The 22,491-nt window shown below is 34.4% G+C and carries 22 protein-coding genes; 3 read left to right on the top strand and 19 right to left on the bottom strand.

Annotated features, from left to right (window positions below; genetic code table 11):
• Nucleotides 1-16 precede the first annotated feature (16 nt).
• Both ACTQ54_RS06940 and ACTQ54_RS06935 read right to left on the bottom strand, forming a co-directional pair.
• Nucleotides 17-1,438 carry a bifunctional metallophosphatase/5'-nucleotidase gene (locus tag ACTQ54_RS06940; protein WP_441755406.1) on the bottom strand — a complete coding sequence of 474 codons (1,422 nt, stop codon included), beginning with the start codon at nucleotides 1,436-1,438 and terminating at the stop codon, nucleotides 17-19.
• 157 nt (nucleotides 1,439-1,595) lie between these two features.
• Nucleotides 1,596-2,231 (bottom strand): hypothetical protein, encoded by a 636-nt coding sequence (locus ACTQ54_RS06935; RefSeq protein WP_441755405.1) that lies wholly within the window; start codon nucleotides 2,229-2,231, stop codon nucleotides 1,596-1,598.
• Nucleotides 2,232-2,420: 189 nt separating this feature from the next.
• Between ACTQ54_RS06935 and ACTQ54_RS06930 the strand changes: the two genes are divergently transcribed.
• Nucleotides 2,421-3,266, top strand: coding sequence for a DegV family protein (locus ACTQ54_RS06930; RefSeq protein WP_441755404.1), 846 nt, complete (start codon nucleotides 2,421-2,423; stop codon nucleotides 3,264-3,266).
• Between the two features lie 111 nt (nucleotides 3,267-3,377).
• On the opposite strand, the gene ACTQ54_RS06925 is transcribed toward ACTQ54_RS06930, so the two are convergent.
• The 9 genes from ACTQ54_RS06925 to ACTQ54_RS06885 form a co-directional block, all read right to left on the bottom strand.
• Complete coding sequence (locus ACTQ54_RS06925; RefSeq protein ID WP_441755403.1) at nucleotides 3,378-4,502, bottom strand: alpha/beta fold hydrolase; 1,125 nt, start codon at nucleotides 4,500-4,502, stop codon at nucleotides 3,378-3,380.
• A 4-nt stretch (nucleotides 4,503-4,506) separates the two neighbouring features.
• Complete coding sequence (locus ACTQ54_RS06920) at nucleotides 4,507-5,286, bottom strand: hypothetical protein (protein WP_441755402.1); 780 nt, start codon at nucleotides 5,284-5,286, stop codon at nucleotides 4,507-4,509.
• A 186-nt stretch (nucleotides 5,287-5,472) separates the two neighbouring features.
• The gene (locus tag ACTQ54_RS06915) at nucleotides 5,473-6,633 is read right to left on the bottom strand and encodes an ABC transporter substrate-binding protein (protein WP_441755401.1); all 1,161 of its coding nucleotides are present in this window, start codon (nucleotides 6,631-6,633) and stop codon (nucleotides 5,473-5,475) included.
• Nucleotides 6,634-7,020: 387 nt separating this feature from the next.
• Nucleotides 7,021-7,953 carry a polysaccharide deacetylase family protein gene (locus ACTQ54_RS06910; RefSeq protein WP_441755400.1) on the bottom strand — a complete coding sequence of 311 codons (933 nt, stop codon included), beginning with the start codon at nucleotides 7,951-7,953 and terminating at the stop codon, nucleotides 7,021-7,023.
• Nucleotides 7,954-8,122: 169 nt separating this feature from the next.
• Complete coding sequence (locus tag ACTQ54_RS06905; RefSeq protein ID WP_441755399.1) at nucleotides 8,123-8,725, bottom strand: alpha/beta hydrolase; 603 nt, start codon at nucleotides 8,723-8,725, stop codon at nucleotides 8,123-8,125.
• Nucleotides 8,726-8,738: 13 nt separating this feature from the next.
• A complete protein-coding gene (locus ACTQ54_RS06900; RefSeq protein WP_441755398.1) occupies nucleotides 8,739-9,347 on the bottom strand; it encodes a flavin reductase family protein in 609 nt (202 codons plus the stop codon).
• 21 nt (nucleotides 9,348-9,368) lie between these two features.
• Nucleotides 9,369-10,328: a ring-cleaving dioxygenase gene (locus ACTQ54_RS06895; RefSeq protein WP_441755397.1), complete on the bottom strand. Its 960-nt coding sequence runs from the start codon at nucleotides 10,326-10,328 to the stop codon at nucleotides 9,369-9,371.
• Nucleotides 10,329-10,331: 3 nt separating this feature from the next.
• Nucleotides 10,332-10,793 (bottom strand): MarR family winged helix-turn-helix transcriptional regulator, encoded by a 462-nt coding sequence (locus tag ACTQ54_RS06890; RefSeq protein ID WP_441755396.1) that lies wholly within the window; start codon nucleotides 10,791-10,793, stop codon nucleotides 10,332-10,334.
• A 158-nt stretch (nucleotides 10,794-10,951) separates the two neighbouring features.
• Nucleotides 10,952-11,800 carry a glycosyltransferase family 8 protein gene (locus ACTQ54_RS06885; protein ID WP_441755395.1) on the bottom strand — a complete coding sequence of 283 codons (849 nt, stop codon included), beginning with the start codon at nucleotides 11,798-11,800 and terminating at the stop codon, nucleotides 10,952-10,954.
• Nucleotides 11,801-11,946: 146 nt separating this feature from the next.
• Between ACTQ54_RS06885 and ACTQ54_RS06880 the strand changes: the two genes are divergently transcribed.
• The gene (locus tag ACTQ54_RS06880) at nucleotides 11,947-12,948 is read left to right on the top strand and encodes a YhdH/YhfP family quinone oxidoreductase (RefSeq protein WP_441755394.1); all 1,002 of its coding nucleotides are present in this window, start codon (nucleotides 11,947-11,949) and stop codon (nucleotides 12,946-12,948) included.
• 558 nt (nucleotides 12,949-13,506) lie between these two features.
• On the opposite strand, the gene ACTQ54_RS06875 is transcribed toward ACTQ54_RS06880, so the two are convergent.
• The 4 genes from ACTQ54_RS06875 to ACTQ54_RS06860 form a co-directional block, all read right to left on the bottom strand.
• Nucleotides 13,507-14,211, bottom strand: coding sequence for a TraX family protein (locus ACTQ54_RS06875; RefSeq protein ID WP_441755393.1), 705 nt, complete (start codon nucleotides 14,209-14,211; stop codon nucleotides 13,507-13,509).
• Nucleotides 14,201-14,635: a GNAT family N-acetyltransferase gene (locus tag ACTQ54_RS06870; RefSeq protein ID WP_441755392.1), complete on the bottom strand. Its 435-nt coding sequence runs from the start codon at nucleotides 14,633-14,635 to the stop codon at nucleotides 14,201-14,203. The genes ACTQ54_RS06875 and ACTQ54_RS06870 overlap by 11 nt, the downstream gene beginning before the upstream one ends.
• 143 nt (nucleotides 14,636-14,778) lie before the next feature.
• A complete protein-coding gene (locus tag ACTQ54_RS06865; protein ID WP_441755391.1) occupies nucleotides 14,779-17,106 on the bottom strand; it encodes a DNA internalization-related competence protein ComEC/Rec2 in 2,328 nt (775 codons plus the stop codon).
• Nucleotides 17,106-17,774, bottom strand: a complete 669-nt coding sequence (locus ACTQ54_RS06860) for a helix-hairpin-helix domain-containing protein (protein WP_441755390.1) — start codon at nucleotides 17,772-17,774, stop codon at nucleotides 17,106-17,108. The genes ACTQ54_RS06865 and ACTQ54_RS06860 overlap by 1 nt, the downstream gene beginning before the upstream one ends.
• Nucleotides 17,775-18,076: 302 nt before the next feature.
• Between ACTQ54_RS06860 and ACTQ54_RS06855 the strand changes: the two genes are divergently transcribed.
• Nucleotides 18,077-19,627, top strand: coding sequence for an ATP-binding cassette domain-containing protein (locus ACTQ54_RS06855; RefSeq protein ID WP_441755389.1), 1,551 nt, complete (start codon nucleotides 18,077-18,079; stop codon nucleotides 19,625-19,627).
• A gap of 70 nt (nucleotides 19,628-19,697) precedes the next feature.
• On the opposite strand, the gene coaD is transcribed toward ACTQ54_RS06855, so the two are convergent.
• Genes coaD through ACTQ54_RS06835 form a run of 4 tightly spaced genes read right to left on the bottom strand, consistent with a single transcriptional unit; the run spans nucleotide 19,698 to nucleotide 22,437 of the window.
• Nucleotides 19,698-20,210: a pantetheine-phosphate adenylyltransferase gene (gene coaD, locus ACTQ54_RS06850; protein WP_441755388.1), complete on the bottom strand. Its 513-nt coding sequence runs from the start codon at nucleotides 20,208-20,210 to the stop codon at nucleotides 19,698-19,700.
• Between the two features lie 3 nt (nucleotides 20,211-20,213).
• The gene (rsmD, locus tag ACTQ54_RS06845) at nucleotides 20,214-20,771 is read right to left on the bottom strand and encodes a 16S rRNA (guanine(966)-N(2))-methyltransferase RsmD (RefSeq protein ID WP_441755387.1); all 558 of its coding nucleotides are present in this window, start codon (nucleotides 20,769-20,771) and stop codon (nucleotides 20,214-20,216) included.
• Nucleotides 20,768-21,133 carry a YlbG family protein gene (locus tag ACTQ54_RS06840; RefSeq protein WP_441755386.1) on the bottom strand — a complete coding sequence of 122 codons (366 nt, stop codon included), beginning with the start codon at nucleotides 21,131-21,133 and terminating at the stop codon, nucleotides 20,768-20,770. The genes rsmD and ACTQ54_RS06840 overlap by 4 nt, the downstream gene beginning before the upstream one ends.
• An 11-nt stretch (nucleotides 21,134-21,144) precedes the next feature.
• Complete coding sequence (locus tag ACTQ54_RS06835) at nucleotides 21,145-22,437, bottom strand: FtsW/RodA/SpoVE family cell cycle protein (RefSeq protein ID WP_441755385.1); 1,293 nt, start codon at nucleotides 22,435-22,437, stop codon at nucleotides 21,145-21,147.
• Nucleotides 22,438-22,491 lie beyond the last annotated feature (54 nt).

The raw sequence follows: 22,491 nt of genomic DNA, 5'->3' as shown, positions 1-22,491 counted from the left end.
CGTTCGTTTGACTCTCCTAATCTAATAAATTCAAGGGAAATTGATCTGCTAAATATTCACCTATGACATGGCGAATAAAATCTGGAAAAACTAATTGTGGGCTCCCAAATTGATCAATGGCAGGGAAAAAAGGTAAAAACCATAAATGATCAACCGTGACAATCTCATAGTTTTTCTTCATTTGAATCGGCTCATCGAGATAATACCATTGCCTTTCTTTCACGCAATAGTGTAAAGCTTTAAAGAATAAGGTTCCAAATATTTTTCCTCTAAAGCCCATCCCGTTAATCGGCATATCGACTAAATCAGCTTGTTTTTCCATCATTTGGTTTAACATAATTAATAAATGTTCTCCTGTCATCTTTAAATGAACAAGATGCATTGGATGAGGTAATGTTTCATGTAAATGATTTCGACTAACTAAGCCAGCATGTATATCACTCAAAAATAAGCCGGTATTTAAAATCGCTATGTCAATTTCTTCTTTCTTCGAAATGGCATTTAGCGCCATTTGTACATAAGAATTCTCACCTTCATATACATCGGCATAGTATGCATGAGGTAAATCAGCTATCGTGTATTCTTCTAAACGAATCCTACCTTCATTTACTAGTGTATCTTCTTCGATAGTAATACCCGTAATATCACTTAAATGATATGTTGAATGGACTGAACAGTCAATTGACCATGCCTTCTCTTTTGATATTGTCTGGCCATTTAACCAGTTGTCATCCAATTCAAGCTCAACTTGTCCAACATAATAACCATATTTTCCAGCTGCTGCTAACATAGTTTGGTTAACCTTTTCTCCATAGCTTAATAAATGATGGGTGTGTGAACCTAAAATTAAATCGACGGATTCAAACGCTTCGGCAATCAATCGATCAGTTGGATAACCAACATGCGATAATAAAATAATTAAGTCATGTGGCTCTTTTTTCGGCATCATTTTAAGTGTTTCTCTTAGAGCTTCAATTGGGTCTAATGGTTGGTAACCATTTAAATTATAACTATGATAATCTGCCGTTAAACCAATAAAATATAATTTTGGACCTTGAGCAGTTTCAATCATATGATATGGAAGGGCCCATTTGGGAACGTTCAAAGTTTCCTTATCCAAAATATTCGCTAGGACAACTTTGAAATTGGCTTGGGCATACAGTTTACTGAGTTGAGAGTTAGCGATTCCTAATCCTTCATTATTGCCAATTGTAACCATGTCATAATGCGCTTCATTAAACAAATCAATCATTATTTGACCATCCGTCACTTCTACTAAAGGATGGACGGCATCAATTGCATCTCCAATATCGAGTCGGATAACCATTTCATTCTTTGATTCATGCAAGCGACTGGTGATATCGAAATATTCTTGGATTATCGGCCAATGTTCTAAATGGCCATGTAAATCGTTTGTATGTAATAAAACAATTTTCACGATAGCTCTCCTCCATATCAATATTATAGCAATATGCCTTACAATGAAGCAACTCAAGTTAAGAAATAAAAAAACGATTATTTTATTAAATAAATATCCCCTTTTTAATCCAAAGGTATTTATTTATATAAAATAATCGCTTATTAATATGATTCATTTAGGCAGCAATTGTCGGATAAAGTGGTCCTAACCAAATTAACACGCCAGCTACAACGATGCTAATCGCCATAATCGCCCAAATCCATTGGCTTTTAAGTTTTGGAATCGGGAAGCGAATAACAGTTGCAACGGCAATGAGGATGTAAAAAACGATTAAAATGTATTGCATTACCGATTGGTCTACTAAATATGCCAATAATGAAACGATTGGAATTAGCAAAACTGAATGCTCCAATGGAACGCCTTCGGTATAACCTTCCATAATTTCGCCTTGAAAACGTTGTGCCCGATTATAATGAGCTAGGCGAATAGCAACGGCTAATAAATATAAGGTCATCACGAATAAACCAAACATTGATCCATTAGCAATATTGATTAAAAACCCTGCTGGCAACATGCCAAACACAACAAATTGACTTAAGACTTCTAATTCAAGCGCAAAAGATATTTCTTCTTCTGTTCTATCGAAGTTATCACCAAATTTAATATTAAAAAATGAGGCAATGGTAGCAATGATAAGTGAGACAAGTGCATATTGAGTATTACCTGTAATTGAAAAGCCAAACCCTACTGCTCCAAAAAATAATGAAAATAATATGATAACATTTGATTGATGTAAATTGCCGAGTAACATATTGACTGCCTCCTTGTGAATTGTCCTTATTTCTATTGTAACTGTTTTGTGCTGTATTTATCAACAAGAAAGGTTAAATTCACAAAATAATCATACTCTTTAATGCCATGGAATTTCTAATTAAGTTATTTGATTAAAACGCTTTTTAAATATATACTAAAGTGAAAGATTGAATAGGAGGAAAATTTAATGAAATGGAAGATAGTAACAGATTCAGGTTCTGATATTAGACAAATAGATAATTTAGGTGACGATGTCGCATTTGAAGTTGTCCCTTTAATGATTAATATCGCAAATAAAGTATATATTGATGATGAAAATATTGATTTAGAAGATCTCATTAATGCATCTGAGAAAGAAAAAACTGCTACATCGAGCGCATGCCCTGCTCCTAGTGCTTATGCCCAAGCCCTTGAAGGTGCAGATAATGTTATTTGCTTTACGATCTCAAGTAATTTATCAGGTAGCTATAACAGTGCTTCCCTTGGTCGCGATATGTTTTTAGAATCAAATCCAGGCAAAAATGTCTTTGTTTTTGATACATTTACCGCCGGTTCAGAAATGAATTTATTAATTCGTAAAGCGGTTGAATTAGCTAAAGAGGGAGTAGAATTTGATGAATTGGTTCAACAATTAAAAGACTATCATACTAAGACAAACGTTAACTTTGTTTTAGAATCCGTAGACAATTTAGTCAAAAATGGTCGCGTAAGTAAAATCGTTGGTCAAATGATTGGTTTGCTTGATATTCGTTTAATTGGAAAAAGAAGTGATGACGGACAAATTGAACTCGCTCATAAATCAAGAGGAATTAAACGGGCTTTAAATACTTTATTGAAAGCCATGGAAGAAAATAAATATCAAGGTGGAAAAATTGAGATTTCCTATAATACGAGTATTGAAGTTGCCCATACTTTAACCGATAAAATAAAAGCTGAATTCCCATCCGCAGATATCAATTTAATTAAGATGAGTGGACTATGTACTTACTATGCTCAACGTAACGGCATGATTATCGGCTTTGAGCACGCTTAATAAATATTTGGCTTTTTAAAGGACTACAGAATACGAAAAGATTAACCCCCAAAAGTTAGAGGTACAAGCTAACTTTTGGGGGTTTATTGGTTTTTGTTAAATTCAGAATCTTTACACCATTTGTTGAATAAATTGAATCATATGGCTGACATACGCCTGCACAATTTGGTCATTTTCTTGAAAAATCTCGTGCTTACTATTTGGCACCAGTATTGGAAAGACTTTTGGTAGGTATTTATTTAAAGTGAACGATCCTTTTGATCGAACAATCGTATCATCTTCTGCTCGAAAAAGTAGAACGGGCTGCTTAATTTTTGCTAAATTTTCTTGTTTACGGATTTCCCAAATTTGATTGAGTGAAGCAGCTAACCAATTATAACTTCCCCCACGTGTGGGAAGTTCATGCAAGGCTAAGTTTAAATTGTGGGTATATTCATTTCGATTTGGGTAATGGGTTAAATCATTTTCAGCATTAAAAGCTGTATGTTTTAAGGGATCAAAAGCATCGGTAGTCGGAATATAGGCCATTCCAAAAGGTGTTTTGCTAATGAATCGACTTAGTAGATGTGAAAATGATTGTGGGTATTTACCTGTTTCAATATCAATCATGGGTGCATTCAAAATAGCTAGATCAGCAATGGCATCGTTTGTTTCTAAGTAGGAAGTAACAACTGCTCCTCCCATTGAATGACCAAATAATACAATCGGGGTATTTTGTGCGATGGCTAATACAACATCTTTCATTATGTGTTGTAAATCTACTACATAGTCATTAAAATCAGTGATATTTATTTGGCTTTGTAAGGGGTTGGTTTTTGAAAATCCATGCCCTCTTTGGTCGTAAATGACCACTTGAATATTAGCTTGGAGTAAATAATAGATGATTTCATGAAATTTCTCTTTGTATTCGTTAAAACCATGGACGATGACAAAGGTTTGGGCTGGTTTAGGCAATAAATAACAATCGATAGCGATCAAATGGCCATTGATGGTACGGCTTGTTTGCTGGCGGAATTGTTCTAAATAAGGTAAAACAATAGCTTCCATTTGCGTTGCATAGTCATCTCCTGAAATCCAATTTAAATCTAAAATATTGTGATTTGATAATTCCAATTCACCGGGATTATTGGTCACAAGACTATTATTTTTATGGTACCAGACATGATAAGTTGCTCCAGCTACTGTTAATAATTTTAATGTGTTAATCGTCTGTTTCAAAAATTTATTTTCTGACATTTTCTTATCTCCCTGTTTGCGTATCTAGGACCAAAACAACAACGAGACGCACATAAGAGGCCGTTTCGATGTTAAAGTCACTAGCTGCTGCTTGAATTGTAATATATTGGCTGAGATAGTTTTGATATAACTCACTCGTGCTGCTTTGTTCAAAAACCTCGACCAAATAATTGGCTAAAATTTCTGGATTGGACCATGTATCCAAATGGATATCATTCGCTGAAATATATAACTCATATAAATTTTCACCTAAGCGGTATTGATTATTTTCAATATCTGTAAATAAAGATCGGAAATCTTCACCGGCAAGCGTTGTAGGACTTAAGTAATGATGGTCACTCAATTCCTGTACACGTTGCTCAATTCCACTGGCTAAATGATTGGCTACTCCCATCGATTCCCAGTTTAACTGAATGCGGTGTTCGTTTATTTTGCTAGTGAAAATGTCATTTAAAGCCTCCAAATCTAAATTCGCATTAAATGTTTCTGCGCGTTCTTGAGCATAGAGATAATTATCTAAATTTTCAAATGAAGCATCTATCTCGCGGGGTGTTTGCTGATTCAATGAATGATCGAGCGTTACTTGCGTTGGAATAACTGGTTCTGAACGATTTTGAAAACCTAAAACTTCTTGGATAATCATCGTAAAAGACTCATAATTCGTTAAACTGTCATCTGCCAATGTCGCATCAATAAAAGATTGATTTGACAAATAAGCAAACAAAAATACGACTAAGATAAAAATTAATTTAAAATAAAAGCTTTTTGGGATTTTATTGTGCATAATATGACCTTCTTTTTGTTTAGTAAAATAACCCCGACTTATATAGTAACTAATTTTACCATCTGAATCAAACTTGCATACCAATGTTCAGCTATTTTTAACTTATCGGTTATAACAAATAAATATCACTGCCATAAAAAAATCGGATGCTACACTGGCATCCGATTTTAAATTCAGATTAAATAATTATTCACCAACACGAACCGCAGAAACAATTTCACCATTTTGTAGTTCAATCATCGTTGCGGATTTAATTGGATCATGGTTCTCATCAATAGTAAATGTCCCCGTTACCCCTTGGAAATCCACGGTACTAGCTAGGGCATCTTTGATTGCTTGTGTATCCGTTGATTCAGCACGATTAATTGCATCAATTAACAAGGTAGCCGCATCATAACCTAGAGCTGCAAAACCATCTGCTTCTTGCCCAAACATTTTTTCGTAATCAGCAAGAAATTCTTTAACATAAGGATCTTCGGTAGCACTTGAGAAATGGGATGTGTAGTAAACATCGTTTGTATTTTCTGCACCAGCTAATTCAACTAAGGTTTGACTTGCAAAGCCATCTGCTGATAGGATAGGTGCTGTAATCCCCAGTTCACGCGCTTGCTTAATAATCATACCACCTTCAGTATAATAGCTTGGAATGTAAATAGCATCATAATCAGCACCAATTAAGCGGGTTAACACTGAACTAAAATCAGTATCGCCGGTTTGGAAAGAATCTTCAATCACAATATTTCCGCCTAGTTCTTGGTATTTAGTTTTAAAGGCTTCTGCTAATCCAATCGAATAGTCTGAACCATAATCACTAATAATAACCGCATTTTGACTATCTAAATTCTCAATGGCAAAAACAGCTGCAGCTTCCCCTTGCACCGAGTTTTCAAAACATACTCTAAAGAGGTATTCTAATACATTTCCAGACTCATCTAAGGTAATGTCATCATACGTAGCTGCTGGCAATACCACAGGTACTTCAGCTTCTGTGATGATTGGAATCTGTGCTTGTGATGTTCCAGTTAAGGCTGGTCCAACAATTCCTACTACATTTTCACTAACAAGGCGCTGGGCAATGGAGGCAGATTCAGTTATATTGGATGTATTGTCTAAGGAAATAACTTCTAATGTTGAACCATCAAACATCCAACCTTCTTCATTGGCTTTACTTACAGCTAACTGTAAGGCATTTTCCATCGCTTGCCCGTATGAAGCGGCATCTCCTGATAATTCGTAATTACTACCAATTTTAATTGTCTCTTGAGCAGCAACTGTTTGACTAGCTAAAGAAACAGGAACGATCGACAAAGTAGTTAACAAAGCAATACCTATTTTTTTAATTTTCATGAGAATTCCTCCATAAAATGTATTATCAAATGATTCAGACGATTTAAACGCAAAAAATCGGATTAGATAAAATCTAATCCGATTAACAAGCAAAATAATTATGTTATCGTTATTAGACAATACCTTAATAGATTTATCAGAATCTATGCAGGCATGTCTAAAAGACTTAGCTCTTCATAGATACAAATTGCAAAAATTTGCACGCATTTGCATCTATAGTATGTATATAGCTGCAAATGCTATCTTAATAAGCTAAGGCCTAATAATAATTCGAATTGTGATTGACATTGAATGGTTTGCATTCAAACACCTCTTAAATCAATATGATGAAAATATTCTAACTCATATTTTAAGGATTGTCAAATAAATTTAATCATTTTCTCATTATTATTCTAAACCATGAATCACCGTACTGTTTTCTTGGTGTTGAATGAGGTAAGGATCAACGATATGATAACCTTGCTCACGATAACCTTCAATAATTCTTGGCAGTGCTTCTAGTGTCCAAGGTCGATCATGCATCAAAATATTAGCACCAGGATGTAAATAATCGGTTGTTAAAGAAATTTCTGCTAATGCATTCCCGTCTAAGTAATCATCTTGCCAGTCATAACCAAAGGTCCAAGTAATTAATTGCAAGCCAAGCTCATTGGCTACTAGTACTGTATCAAGATTATACAAACCATATGGAGGCCTAAACCAACGTACACGATCATTGGTAATTTCTTCAATCATGTCATTGGTCACTTGTAATTCCCAAAGTTGATCTTCATATGATAATTCACTCATATCGGAATGAGTTGTTGTATGATTACCTATTTCAAAACCCATTTCATGCACTTTACGTGTAATTTCTCGTCCTTCTTCAGATTCCATATACATCCCATTAACTAAAAACACAGCATTAACATCATAAGCTTTCAATGTTTCAGCCATTTGAAGCGCATAACTATCTGGTGCTTGTGGCGCATCATCAAATGTAAAAAACAATATGCGTTCATCTGAACCTTCAGTAATCGGTGAAATTTCAGATGATATGTCTGGATCATTAAAAATATTATAGGCAAATCCTTCTTCATTCACGGTTGCATAGTGATCAAATTTTGTCCAAGCTTGGCGAGGTTGATAACCCCACAATTCACCTGAAGTGTCATTTTGAACAATTTCGACATGATTAATTCCACCCATAATTTGATTATTGTCATTTTCTGGTGCAACTGATTCATGAACCGGTTCAATCGATAAACGTGTCACAGCTTCTTCTTCTTGACAAGCAGTCACAAATAACAACATAACAATAATCACCACAATTTTCAGCATTAACTCTCCTCCATTGATAACAGTCAGTAAAAATATTTTTAAATTTCAACAGCATTACCATTACATTATATGTTTCTAACATAATTTTAACATGCATACAAGTTAATTGCTAATGCTTTCCAAAAAAATAACTGATTGAAAACTAAAGACTTTCAATCAGCTATTAATATTATTTAATTGTGTTGAGCCAATTTCTACCATCGATGATGGTTTGACTACTTACATTGTGTCCTTTTGTCCAAGATTCGGTTACTTTTGCATTGCGATTTTCAAAAATTGAAACGACATATTCTGAATCATCTAAACTAACAATAGGATCTATTTTCCCCATCGAAATAAAAACATTCAAGTCTTCAAGTTGATTGACTTCAATATCCTCAATCGGATACATAGGTGCAAGTAACATGGCATACTTAAAGGGATTATCTTTTTTCAATAGCATGTTAATGGCTATATTTGAACCATTTGAAAAACCAAGTAAAACGGCTTTTTGAATATCAAATTGGTTTTCATCAGCTGCTTTAACGATAAAAGCTAATAATTCATCTCCACGTTGGTTTAAATCATCAATATCATAAACACCTTCGGCTAATCGTCTAAAATAACGTAGCATTCCATTTTCATTCACATTTCCGCGAATACTTAAGACATTAAAATCTGGATTAAATGCTTCCGCTAAAGGTAACATGGCTTCTTCGTTACTTCCTGTACCATGTAACGAGATAAAGGTAAAACCTTTGCTGTTACTTCCTTTTTGAAATATATGTTCCATAGATGTTCCTTCCTTATTCAGGTCTTGGGATAGCAAATAATCGACCTAAGTCACTGTAATCATGCCCAGCCATACGCGCTACAGGATCTAGCTGTATTGGATCGATCCGTCCTTCTTTATAAATGGCTTTATTGATATGATAATGCAAGACTTTCAATAAAACCAAATCACTTCCGATGCCATTTTCACCTTCAATTGCTAAAGAATCATACAATTCAACTTCAAAGCGAACTTGAGATTCTTTAAGACCAGGGACGTCTACAATCGTTGAAGGGACTAAATGAAAGTTCGTTTTCTCTAATTCACTCTCATTTTCTAATAAGTTAGCTGCTGTTTGATTAGCATCCGCAACATTATGTGTATCGACAATATGAATAACAGCTTGTTTGTTAGCAAAAATATTTCTAGCCGTATCTTTTAGTTTTCCATTTTTTCGTTGAAGGCCCACTGATAAAATAGGTGGGTTTGAGGTGACAATATTGAAAAAACTAAAAGGAGCAATATTAACGACTCCTTCTTCTGACTGTGTTGTTATAAGTGCAATCGGTCTTGGGATGATTGAACCGATTAAAAACTTATAATTATCACGTTCACTTAAATCTAAAGGGTTAATAGATAACATTATCATTGCTCCTCCTATGTATTATTTACTTCTAGTTGTGTCAAATGGTCTAACACTTGCTTCAATCAGTTCGCGTTGAGACTCTAGAAATGGTGGTAAGGATAAACTTTCGCCTAATGTTTCATAAGGCTCATCGCCCATAAAACCAGGTCCATCTGTTGAAAGTTCGATCAAAATATGACCCACACGAGCATATAAAGCTTCGAAATAGAAACGGTCAACCCAGCCAGAGTGTCTCATCATCAACTGGTTATATTTAGCTTCCCAAGCTTTAATAGCCGTATGGTCAGCTACTCTAAATGCAACGTGATGAACTTCTCCAAATCCAGGGACAGCAACAGGTGATTTGGTATCTTTTCTCAAGATTAGTTGACCTCCATTACCACCTTCGCCCATTTCAAACACTGTCATTTCATCTTCATCAATAATTAAATCCATTTGATAAATCTCTTGCATCATTTGTTTGAATTCATCAAAATATGAAACAGTGATTTCAACTGGACCTAAACCATAAATAGCTTTATCCGTTGGAACAGGCCCATTTTGCCATGGAATTCCTGCTGCAATACCTGTATTCTTTTCATCAGAAAATAATTGATAACGTTGGCCATCAAAATCCTCAAAAGGTAATACTTGTTTACCAAGTAAAGTTTGAATACCCTCATGTTTTACCCCCATTTCATCAAAACGGTTAAGATAATATTCAACGGCTGCGTCATTGGGGACTCTAAATCCCGTACAAGAAATTGAATTTGTTCCTCTTTGTCCCTTATGGTAACCAGGGAAGTCAAAGAATGTCATATCTGTTCCTGGATTACCTCTATCATCCGCGTAAAACGTATGATAAGTTTGAATGTCATCCTGGTTAACAGTTTTCTTAACTAACCGCATACCTAATACATTAGTAAAGAACTCATAATTTTTTTCTGCACTGCTTGTAACAGCTGTCACATGGTGGATACCTAACAGTGGATAAGTCATTATTTATTTCACCTCATTTTCTTGATCATCTAATTTTTCTTGTATTGTTCGACTAATTAATTTTAAATCTTCTCTAAAATTGTGGATTTCTTCTGTTTTCAGTTGTTCAAAAAACGATTCAATCAAATTTGCATGTGATGGAAACATTGTTTCGATTAGGGAGTGACCTTCTATAGTTAAATTTACATAAATAACTCTTTTATCAACTTTATCTTGTCTACGAGTCACGAATCTTTTGGTACACAAACGATCAATTACATAAGTTGTACTGCTACTTGCAATAAGAATTTTTTCTTTGATTTTTTGCACAGCTTGTTCGCCACGATGATAAAGCAACTCTAAGACTGCGAATTCATTGAGTGTTAAGCCATAAGAAGTAACATGTTGCTTTAGAATTGTGTCAAATAAATCTTGTGTTCTCTTTAAACCAATAAATGCTTTCAAAGCTTCTTCTTGTCTATTCATATGATTACTCCTTTAGTTAATGTTTCGAATTCGAAATTATATTAATTTAAAAAAATATTTCGAACCTGAAATAATATTATCATCTTAATTTGAATAAGTCAAGTGATTAAATTTAAGTAGAACCTAGCGATGAAAATATTAGCTAGGTCCTAATTGAATTAATAAGTTAGTGTAGAGTGCGTCTCAATTAACTGCTTAGCATGACGTTGATAATGCTTGTATAAAGCACTGAATTGATTACGGAAGGGATTATGCCAAGGTTTATCTTTTCCACAAAAGTGTAAAATAATCGTATGGTCAATGATCCAGTCCATTGTCCATTGTCCTTCACTGATTAATTCATAAATAAGTTGTTTACGAGCATCCAAATTATAAATTTCATCTGGTATGGACAATATTTTATCAAAAAATAAGGCATTTAGAACATCTTGATCAGGTAAAAGAAGCTTTAGACGGTTATCATTGATATATTTAAATATTAAATCGGCCGTCACATTTTGACGAATTAACTCTAAATTCATCACTAATACACCTGAATTATAATAGCCTTCAGCATCAAAGGTATTTAAACGAATTCGGTTAACATAAGTTGTTAGTTCGGTCAGTTGCTTATGACTAGCAGCTGCATACATATTATTTGTCATATCCAATTCTGCTAACGGCAAAATACTATTTATACATAAAACATCCGCATCTAAATAAATAACTTTCTTTAATTCCTTTGGTAGATATTCATGTGCCAACAAACGGTAGTAGATTGATTCAGGCCATCTATCAGTTACAGGTGCATCACTAAAAGCTGTTTCACCGATAACAACGGGATAATAAGTCATATTTAATAGCTGACAAAAACTGTCAAGTTGTAGATTATGGTCTAGATCTGTTTTTTGTAGTACATATACATTCATTGGAACTTCTGGAGTATGTGTTCGAATGGACAGCAAAACAGTTACTAGTTGTGTAACATAATTATCATCTACAGAAAAAAGTAAATTTATTGTTTCCATTTTTTCCCTTTCATACATCGTAGTTTCAAGGATCATTATACATGAATTAGCGTAAATAATCTGATGTAAATGAGATATTTACTATATTTTTAAAAAAATGTGATAAACTAAGCATAAGAAAAATTTCAGTGAAAGCGGGGAAATAAATGGATTCGTTTAAAGCTATTATGGTTCGCGAAATTGATGATCGAATCGAATATCAATTGGAATATACGACTTTGGAGGATTTATCACAAGGTGAAGTTTTAATTAAAGTGGCTTACTCTTCAGTTAATTATAAAGATATGCTAGCAGTACAAAAAAATGGTGGCGTCATCAGACAATATCCAATGATTCCAGGTATTGACTTGAGCGGTGTTGTAGTAGAATCCGAAGATGACCGTTTCGAAGTAGGTCAAAAAGTCATTGCCATGAGTAATGAAATTGGTGTGACCCATACCGGTGGTTATGCAGAATATGCTAGAGTGAATGCGGACAGTGTTATCCCATTGCCAGAAGAAATTACTTTAAAAGATGCCGAACTATTTGGTGTTGCTGGTTACACTGCTGCAGCTAGTATTTTAGCTCTAGAAGAAGCTGGTATGAATCCTGATACAAATCCTGCCATTCTTGTTACAGGATCCACAGGCGGTGTCGGAAGTATCAGTGTCCAAATGCTGATCAAAGCTGGATATAAAAATATCACTGCTCTCGTTCGAAAAGATTATCAAGTGGACGTAGCAAAAGAATTAGGTGCCCATCATACTTTACATACTGATGATTTATTAGCTAGTAAAAAACCATTGAACAAGAGAGAATATCACTATGTCATCGATACCGTTGGTGGTGAAGTAGCTAGTCAAGCAATGACCTATCTACATGAAAAAGGGAAAATGACTTTATGCGGGAATGCTGGTGGATCAGATTTTCCTGCCACTGTCCTCCCACTTATTTTAAGAGGCGTTCAGTTAATTGGAATTTCAGTTACATTAGCCAGTTTGGAAGAAAAAATTAAGGTATGGAATAAAATTGCCCAAGACTTAAATGTTAGCCACCTAGTTCATCACCAAGAAACTGTTTTAGAAGATCTTGACCAAACCATCGATGCGTTGAACGAAGGACGTCACTTAGGAAGAACAATTATTAAAATTGATGAGGAAACAAAATAAATCGTTTTTGAGTTTTTAAAGTGTGTTTGTTAGTTTGGTTTGCTGTTGGGTAAACGGGGGTACTCTGGAGGGGTTAATGGGGACTCGTTCGGTGAACACATATACTCTAGTAGTGCAAAGGTGGCAGATGTTCGGTAAACGCAGGGAACTCAAACCGATTAAGGGGCACGCGTTTCGCAATCGCAGGGAACTCAAACCGATTGAGGGGCACGCGTTTCGCAATCGCAGGGAACTAAAGTCGTTTGATGTGCTTCCGTTTCGCAATCGCAGGGAACTAAAGTCGTTTGATGGGCTTCCGTTTCGCAATCGCAGGGAACTCAAACCGATTGAGGGGGACGCGTTTGATAAATGCGTGTATCCTAAATGTATATATCAATTGAAAACTGTCCACTTAGACTTTTTTGGAAAACTCCTACTGCCCTTCCTAGCGTTCAACAAACGGGTTATAGCTAAATTAAAAAGCTTTAACGCGTTCCCCACCCTCCTTATCCATAAAGCAAAAACGACCTCTAAAAGTTAACCATTAACTTTTAGAGGTCATTTATATTTGCCTGTCTCTTAAAATAATACATTAAACAAAGCTGATCGCATCAGTACTAAAAGAACAAGATGGATTGGATAAATTAAGTACATCCATCGGACATTTCTTTGCCCCTTTGTTCCGTTATAAAAATAAATAAAGATAAAGGCGAAAGCTGCCGTTAATTGAAATAGACCTAAAGCAGCTCCTACTAAGCATTGAGTCAAACGGTTATCCTTAAAATAATATATTGCCATAATCATAAGAATACCATAAGCCCCATAATCGAGTTGTAAAAATTCTGCGCACAAGAGAATGCCTAAAGGAATTAAAGTGCCGATGATTTGATGACGCCAGAGATCATAAGCTCTAATAGCTAATAAGCCTAATGCAAGTGTAAAAAATATATTTTGATAGCTAAAATCCAACCAATGTTGGTTAAAAGCTATATCAAAAGGAATCTCGGAAATTAGACCTAAGAGAAGTAAGCGAAAGAGATATTTATTAAAATTACGGGTATGTTGGTAGCCTTCAACTATTAGAAACGCAAAAATCGGAAAGGCTAAGCGGCCGACTAGGCGACAAATATCGTAAACTAGTGACCAATGATAAAAGTTAAGAAAATTTGTCAAACTAAGAGGAGCAATTAAAATTGCTCCTATATGGTCGATCACCATTGTTAGCATGGCTATCCATTTTAGTGTTGACGATGAAAACGACAAGCTAAAGGCATTATTCTTCAAAATGTTTTAAGTACCTCATTTGATTGATTCCCTTGTCAAAGCCTAAATATTCGTAGTATTGATGGGCTCGTTCACGATATAAACCTGAATTAATTCGTAGACCGGCCAGACCTTTTGCTCTAGTGGCCTCTGATAGTGCATCCACAAGTGATTTACCAATTCCCATTCTTTGGTGGTCCTCAGATACAACCAGAGCTAAAATATTGGCTAAAGGTTTGTCATAAAGTGTCTCATACATTTGAGCGTGAACGTAGCCAACAATTTGACCATTCATTTCGTAACCTTTAATAAAATGTTCATCGGGTTTATTTAATATATCCGCTAAACGATCTTTAGTGTCATTATAGTCCGAACGAAATCTTAACTCAAAACTATTCAATTCATGGATCCACATCACATCATTTAAGTCAATATCGCGAATCATCTTGCTAACACACCTTTTCTATAAAATTTTTAAATAAATTTGTTTCTTTACAATCATTTTAACATAATTTTTTTTAATTGGATAAAAAATTAATTTTCTAAAAATAAGTGTTGACGTTTACGAACAAGATGCCTTCATTGTTTTCAATTATCTATGACTGTTTGGATTTTTAACCCAGTTAATTTACTATAAGAGATTTGAATAGCTCCCCTGTCTTTGGTGCTCAAATATGGAATATTCTGTTCCTCTAATATATCAAGGACTTCTTGATGCGGATGTTGATAGCGGTTGTTTTCACCAGCAGATATGAGCGCCAGTTGAGGTTTTAACTGAGCGATAAAATCTGGATGGCTACTGTTTCGCGAACCGTGATGACCCAGCTTAATAATACTAGCTTTTAAATCTCTTATTTGCTGAAGTAATTTCAATTCGGTATCGCGATCAATATCAGCGATATTTAATAAAAAATCATTGCCGAGCTGTATACGGGCAATCAAAGATGAATTGTTGGAGGCAACTGAATCATAGGCTAAAGCAGGATTGATGAGAGAATATAGGGCTAACTGACCTATTACTAAGCGATCGCCTTGTTCCATGACTAAAATTTTTGACTCTGCTATCGAATTTATTTTAAGAAAATTCAACCACAATTCAGATTGCTCCGTATAACTTGAAATAATGTATTGTTTGATCGGAATGTTTTGAACTAAAGCAAATAGATTCCCCATATGATCAATATCTGGATGACTTATTATTAAACCATCTATTTGGTTGACACCCAGAGCTTTTAAAGCTGGAATAATATTTCTTTGCCCAAATTGTTGATCAATTGAATCCTCTATTGCCGACTCCCCCCAAGACATCCTCCCTCCGGTATCAATTAACCAATGCTTATTCGAAAAAGCAGGTTGATATAAAAGTGCATCACCTTGTCCAACATCAATAATCGTCACTTTTGAATAAATATCTGAGTATGGCCACACAAAAATAACGAATAAATAGACGGCACTCACAACTAGCAAAGATTGTTTAAGATGTTTATTTGATCTTTTCATCCAAATAAATGCCCCAGCCCATAGTAATAATTGTCTAACTAAGGATAGGTGACCGGTTGTAACAATAAAAGAAGCAAATGTTGTTAGTTGGTTTAAGGGCTTCATTAAAAATGAATAAATAATATTAACCATATGAAATAACCCATCACGAATTATTTTCCCGGGTAATAGAAATAATATGGATGTCGAAAATACAGCCGGCATAATAACTTTTTCAAATAAAACAGCAAAGATTAAACTCATTAAAAGTTGCAAGCTATTCCATTCAAAATTTTGCTGTAAAACAATCGGCCATGAAAATAGTAAACACGATATGGTTAATTGTACCGCTTGTTTAATCGATGAATCATTAATTTTTGTAGTTCGACTGAAGTGAACAATATATGTCATCAAAAAACTTAACATGAAGCTGAGTGATAAAGCTATTTTGGGATTGCATAACAATAAACCAATTCCAATAATAGCCAAGCAATCTAAGGGACTAATGTTAAGTTGAAAATGCTTGATTAAGATTTGTCCCGAATAAACACCAACAGCTCGAATGACTCCTACTGGCCATGCAATTAGAAAGCCATACAAAAGAATCACACCAACAATTATTTTTTGAACCGTTTCATGTGTCATCCCCAACCTAAGAAACAAATACCATATAAACTTAATGATAAAATGAATATGCAAACCCGATACAGCAAAGAAATATATAATCCCCCAGCGGGCAAAGTCAGATTGCATTTCACGATAGTATGCTGAATCTAAATTCCACAAAATTTTATTGTGTAAGGCCATCCAACTATTATCATCAAAGTCCTTGAATGGTTGTAAAATATAAGCTCTAAAATTCGCAAAGAAATAAGACCAATGTTTACTTTTCTTGACATCAAGTATTTCTAAAATTTCAATTTCCCAATAAATATCATTTGAAGCCAAATAAGTCGCGTAATCAAACAAATGGAAATTACGTCTAGTTTTTGGACGTCTAATAATTCCTTCAATTAACCAGTCGTTTTGAGATGTTTTTAAGCCATTCTGAACTTCAAGCTTACCATCATGATAGTAAATAATTTCGATTTTTTCACCATTTTTCAAAACACCTTTTGCGCTTAAGTAATTTTCTTGCGCATTAATATCTAACGGATCCACTCGTAAACTTAGCTGAACTTCTTCGTCCTCTTGAACGAAGGAAGCTAATTGGTCACTCGAGAGATATTTACTTAAAGAAATAAAGGAAAACAAAATAAAACTAAAAAGTATCAGTTTTAAAAGTAAATTATTTTTCAGTAATATGATTCTAATAACTAGCAAAATCCACAATAAAAAGATAAAGAAATGAAACTGGAAAAACAGCATAGCAGTTGTCCATAAAAAAGCAAAGATGAAGGTCCAATGATAGTGTAATGGTTCAAGTGTTTTTTTCATTATGGGGCAACCTTAATCAAATCTTTTAGACTTTCAAAAGTCTTTTCCCCTATCCCACTCACATTCATCATCTCTTCAATCGTTGAAAATGAACCATTTTGTGTCCGATATTGGATAATCGCATCCGCTTTTTTGGGCCCGATGTTGGGGAGTGTCTCAAGTTCTGCCTGACTTGCGGAATTAATATTGATTAGATTATCATTCGACTCTTCTCCCCTATCAGACGCTACGATTACTAATGGTTGAATAGGTGAATCTTCTCCAATATCGCTTTGAATTAAGTCTGATTCACGATAAATATACAACATCATTTGATCTTCCAACAGCTGCGCTAAATTCACTTGTTGGGTATGAGCATCAGGTAGAAAACCACCTGCTTTTTCAATCAAGTCAAACAACCGACTTCCTTTAGGAAGTGCATACATATTGGGATAATGGACCGCCCCCTTTATATCCACATATATTAATTCAGAAGAAGATTCTTCTGGCTGTTCCACAGTCATTTTCTCACTAAAGCTAATGTCTTGACTCATTTCAACTTCATCTGCAAATGATTCTAGGGTCATCGTTTGGTCCTTAAGTAAAAAATATCCAATCACGAAGATTATTAGCATGATGATGGCTCCCGCAACAACATAAATTGACTTTTGTAATAGTTCTTTTAACATCCTTTTCCCTCCAATTTAAATCTCTACTCATAAATACACATTAAAATTGGATTTCCACTATTTTTTTATCAAATTTTTTGTTATAGTAAAATTAACGAAGAAAGGTTGTGTGAGGATGTACATTATCTAAAAAATATCAGTCATCAAAATATGCTCCCTAAAGAGCTAGTTTCGTGCGGTCTTTTTTAGATTAAATATGGTATATCCGGATAAAACAGTCTTGTATTGTCTATTTTTTTGGATACTCTTTTTAATTGAGACGAGCGAAATTTAGCTTGGTCTCTTTTTTTGGAGGAAATACTATGTTACAAATCAATCATTTATCGATATCACACACAAAAAGTCTCAATCCGCTAATTAAGGATTTGTCCTTTACAATCAATCCAGGCGACAAAATCGCTGTTATAGGCGAAGAAGGCAATGGAAAGTCTACATTGCTTAAATGGATTATGCAGGACAAAAACTTAGATAATCATTTCATCATTGAAGGTCAGATGATCAATCACTTTAGTCGTTTAACCTACTTACCCCAATCCTTACCTAGCCAACTAGAAAACTTAACAATTGAGGATTACATCTATAATTTTGAAGTCGATATCAATTTCGATTACAATCGTCTGTTTCAATTAGCAAACCAATTAAATATCTCTGCCGATCAGTTAAATAGTCAACAACAATTAATATCCCTATCAGGGGGTGAGAAACTCAAAATCCAATTGCTAAAAATGTTAAGCGTTGAAGCTGATTTGTTGCTATTGGATGAACCATCTAATGATTTAGATATAGCTGCTATTTTATGGTTGGAGCGTTTTATACAAGAAAGCGAAGCGACTATTCTCTATATTTCTCATGACACAGAACTTCTATCAAAAACGGCTAACGGCATTATTCATTTGGAACTTTTACAGCATAAAACACAATCACGAAATACCGTCGCCCATATACCATACGATGAGTATGTTAAAAACCGCAGACAGCAATTTACCAAACAAAAGAAAATTGCTGTCAAACAAAGGGCTGAACATCAAAAGAAAATGGATAAATACCGTCAAATAGAGCAAACTGTTGATCATAGACAAGAAACTATTTCACGACAAGATCCAAGCGGTGGGCGTTTATTAAAGAAAAAAATGCATGCTGTTAAGTCAATGGGAAGACGATTTGAAAAAGAAGCAGCCTCTTTCGAAGAAATTCCAATAGAAGAAGATGCTATTCATGTACTTTTTTCTAATATGATAGATTTAGTTCAAAACAAGCAAATTGTCCATTGGGTTGACCGAGATTTATATCGAAAGAATAAATTATTAAGTAAAGATATAAACCTATCCGTAAAATCAGCAGATAAAATAGGGATTATTGGCTCTAATGGAATTGGTAAAACAACTTTACTTAAACAACTCTGGGAGGAATTACAAAATCGTGACGATTTAAAAGTTGGTTACTTCCCCCAAAATTATTTTGAAGCATTAAAGCCGGATGAAACGCCTATTAGTTTTTTACAAGAAGACTATTCAGCTGAAGAGCAAACACAAATTATGACTTATTTAGGCAGTATGCGTTTTACAGTGGATGAGATGCAACAAAACATTCGCCAACTTTCAGGCGGTCAACGGGCAAAATTATTATTACTGAAATTCGATTTAGGTGGACATAATGTCCTCCTCTTGGATGAGCCGACGCGTAATTTTTCACCTCTGTCACAAGAACAACTTCAACAATTATTTAGTGACTTTCCAGGTGTCATTATTTCTGTATCCCATGACCGTTCTTTTTTGAAAAATGTTTGCCAGTATATTTATGAACTAACAACGAATGGTATTCAGTTAGTAGATAAAGATATACTTAGCCAATAATATGAATACTTCAAAGCCAAAAAGCCGCCTGTAAAGCTAATCATAACTTTACAGGCGGCTTTTATGTTAATTAATTCTCGGTTGAAGGATAGTTGTATTTCTTTTTCATTGCTGTTTCAATTTGTTTCGGAACCATATCACTGATATCACCATGGAATGTGGCAATTTCTTTAATCAAGCTTGAACTCAAGTAACGATATTGGTTATCAGCATACAGCAGGACTGTTTCTAGATTTTCATTTTGTTTTTTATTAATGATGTCGATGTTATTTTCATAATCATAGTCTTGTGTATTACGCAAACCACGTATCATGGCCGTCCCATTAACTTTTTCAAAATAATTAGCTACCAAATCATCTTTTAAAGTCTCCACTTTTACATTTTCAATATCTTGTGTCACAGATTGAATTAACTCCAATCGCTCATCAGCAGTAAATAAAGCCACTTTATTCGTGTTGACTGCAATTAAAACAATGACTTGATCAAAAATTTTGGAACTGCGATTGATAAGATTTAGATGCCCGTTGGTTAAAGGATCAAAACTTCCTGCAAAAATTCCAATTTTTTTACCTTTTTCTTGCATAAACTATCCTCTTTCATAAATTGTAATTAATGTTTGTCCATATTTCTTTTGCTTCATCTGTTGCCATGATTTTATTGCTAATGGTAATTCAACACTTACATCCGTTTCACACACAATTTGTGTGTTTTCTTTTAACAGACCTTGATCATCTAACCATTCAATATCTTCAACTATCATTTGCTTAGCATAGGGTGGATCTAGGAAAACTAAATCAAATTGAAGCCCTGGATTGGTATGGTGATATTTATTTAAGGATTGACGGTTGGGGCCTTTTAAGATAACAAATTTATCTGATGCATTTAATTGACGGATATTCTCTTCAATTGTTTGGATGGCTGGACGAAATTTTTCAGTAATGACAGCAAAATCTATTCCACGCGATACAGCTTCAATGGCGATGCCACCACTCCCACCATAAAAATCCAAACATATACCTGAAGCAAAACTGCCACCAAGCATGTTAAAAATACTTTCTTTAATCTTGTCAGTGGTTGGTCGTGTATTATCACCTGGTACAGCTTTTAAACGTCTACTCCCATACATTCCTGCGATGACTCTCATACATTTTCCTCTTCTGTCATTTTCTTCTTAGGTAACTCTAATGACTGAGCTAGACGTTGAAGAAAATCTTCAGATTTCTGATCCAATTCTTTTCGCTGATTAGGATCAATTCTGTTTGGTATCGCATCTTTAAATGTCATATCAATATCATCACGATAGGACAAATCAACTTGACGCACAAAATGTAATTTTTGTAATTGCTGAATCACGTTTTCTGTTTGATTTTTATCTACATACATCACAATATATTTTGATTTTTTACTAATATAATGTATATAACCAAACTTCCGTAAATTTTTTATATGTTTTAACGTATATACCCAAATAATCAGTGATTGACGTTCAATCATTTCAAACTCCATGGACTACCTCCTTAACTATTGTTGATGACACTGAGTTTATTTTGCTTGTTAGCCAATCGCTTGTCATCAATAATAAATATCTCTGCAATACCAATAGCAATTAAACTCACAATCATACTTGTTCCACCTGAACTAATAAATGGTAAGGTAACACCGGTTAAAGGAATTAAGCCAGCGATTCCACCAACATTGATTAAGGTTTGAACTAAAAAAAGTGAAGCTATTCCACTAATAACATTCCGATGATAAGCTTGTCTACACATTACGGCGCGACGATAAAGATAAAAAATTAAACCAAATAATAACAATAAGACAATCGATACACCCACTAAGCCGGCCTCTTCTCCGATAACAGCTAAAATAAAATCAGTATGTCCTGCAGGTAATGAACCACGTTTTCCGATACCTAGACCAAGTCCTACTCCAAAGAGGCCGCCACGACTAAAAGCTAAATAGCCATTAATTAATTGGTAACCTGCAGTTTGTTCAAAGGCGAAAGGATCAACAAATGATCCAATTCTTGCAAGCATATAATGACCTGAATTCACTAATTCATCGGAGTATTTTTGAGCAAAAAACAGAATTAGGCCATATACCAAGACCCCAAATGTTAATAATGAAACGTTAATTTTAAAATTGTAGTGATTAGGTACGTAAATAAAAGCTAATGTCACAATCATAATAATTAACATCCCAAAGTCAGGCTGAAGCCCCACTAAAGTGATGGTTAACAAGATTAAAGCAATTGCTGTGAATGAATGAAGATGGCTAAACAACGACTTCGAAAAAATTCTAACTTGATTAAAGTAGGAAACGATGTAGCTGATTAATAATATATTGGTTATTTTGGCTAATTCGCTGGGTTGAAAGGAAAAACCAAAAATATTAATCCAAGACCTAGCTCCCCCTAGTAGTTCACCAAATCGATGCGTTATAATTAGCAAAATAATAATGATTAGCTGTAAAAATATCAATACATTAATATCAGATACAATCTGAAAAGGTAACACGATAAAAAACATAATGGCAACAAGGCCAATGATAACAGCATAATATTGTGTGATAAAAGCTCCGATCGGATTGCTTAACCCAGTCTGAGGATCTGCTATATACATTGTTGCGCTGAAGACAGAAAACAGACCAATTAAGATTAAAAGCATCGTTATGATTAAAACAGGATAATCAATGTATCGGAATTTTTCTTTGATGGAACGCATCGTTAACTCTGGCTTTATACTTTGCCATAGATTTTGTGCATACTCTTTAATTTCACTTGGAGTTGGCAAGCTACTTATAACATTCAATCCATCAAGACCTCCTTTATAAGATTCATTTTTTATTATAGCATTTTTAAAGAT

The organism is Fundicoccus sp. Sow4_H7 (genome assembly GCF_052115865.1).
Lineage (GTDB): Bacteria > Bacillota > Bacilli > Lactobacillales > Aerococcaceae > Fundicoccus_A.
This window is presented reverse-complemented; position numbering and strand designations above follow the sequence as displayed.

Coding starts and splice junctions, on each gene's coding strand:
- ACTQ54_RS06935 (WP_441755405.1), bottom strand. CDS start 2,231: ATGTTACTCGGCAATTTACATCAATCAAATGTTATCATATTATTTTCA.
- ACTQ54_RS06930 (WP_441755404.1), top strand. CDS start 2,421: ATGAAATGGAAGATAGTAACAGATTCAGGTTCTGATATTAGACAAATA.
- ACTQ54_RS06925 (WP_441755403.1), bottom strand. CDS start 4,502: ATGTCAGAAAATAAATTTTTGAAACAGACGATTAACACATTAAAATTA.
- ACTQ54_RS06920 (WP_441755402.1), bottom strand. CDS start 5,286: ATGCACAATAAAATCCCAAAAAGCTTTTATTTTAAATTAATTTTTATC.
- ACTQ54_RS06915 (WP_441755401.1), bottom strand. CDS start 6,633: ATGAAAATTAAAAAAATAGGTATTGCTTTGTTAACTACTTTGTCGATC.
- ACTQ54_RS06910 (WP_441755400.1), bottom strand. CDS start 7,953: ATGCTGAAAATTGTGGTGATTATTGTTATGTTGTTATTTGTGACTGCT.
- ACTQ54_RS06905 (WP_441755399.1), bottom strand. CDS start 8,725: ATGGAACATATATTTCAAAAAGGAAGTAACAGCAAAGGTTTTACCTTT.
- ACTQ54_RS06900 (WP_441755398.1), bottom strand. CDS start 9,347: ATGTTATCTATTAACCCTTTAGATTTAAGTGAACGTGATAATTATAAG.
- ACTQ54_RS06895 (WP_441755397.1), bottom strand. CDS start 10,328: ATGACTTATCCACTGTTAGGTATCCACCATGTGACAGCTGTTACAAGC.
- ACTQ54_RS06890 (WP_441755396.1), bottom strand. CDS start 10,793: ATGAATAGACAAGAAGAAGCTTTGAAAGCATTTATTGGTTTAAAGAGA.
- ACTQ54_RS06885 (WP_441755395.1), bottom strand. CDS start 11,800: ATGGAAACAATAAATTTACTTTTTTCTGTAGATGATAATTATGTTACA.
- ACTQ54_RS06880 (WP_441755394.1), top strand. CDS start 11,947: ATGGATTCGTTTAAAGCTATTATGGTTCGCGAAATTGATGATCGAATC.
- ACTQ54_RS06870 (WP_441755392.1), bottom strand. CDS start 14,635: ATGATTCGCGATATTGACTTAAATGATGTGATGTGGATCCATGAATTG.
- ACTQ54_RS06865 (WP_441755391.1), bottom strand. CDS start 17,106: ATGAAAAAAACACTTGAACCATTACACTATCATTGGACCTTCATCTTT.
- ACTQ54_RS06860 (WP_441755390.1), bottom strand. CDS start 17,774: ATGTTAAAAGAACTATTACAAAAGTCAATTTATGTTGTTGCGGGAGCC.
- ACTQ54_RS06855 (WP_441755389.1), top strand. CDS start 18,077: ATGTTACAAATCAATCATTTATCGATATCACACACAAAAAGTCTCAAT.
- coaD (WP_441755388.1), bottom strand. CDS start 20,210: ATGCAAGAAAAAGGTAAAAAAATTGGAATTTTTGCAGGAAGTTTTGAT.
- rsmD (WP_441755387.1), bottom strand. CDS start 20,771: ATGAGAGTCATCGCAGGAATGTATGGGAGTAGACGTTTAAAAGCTGTA.
- ACTQ54_RS06840 (WP_441755386.1), bottom strand. CDS start 21,133: ATGGAGTTTGAAATGATTGAACGTCAATCACTGATTATTTGGGTATAT.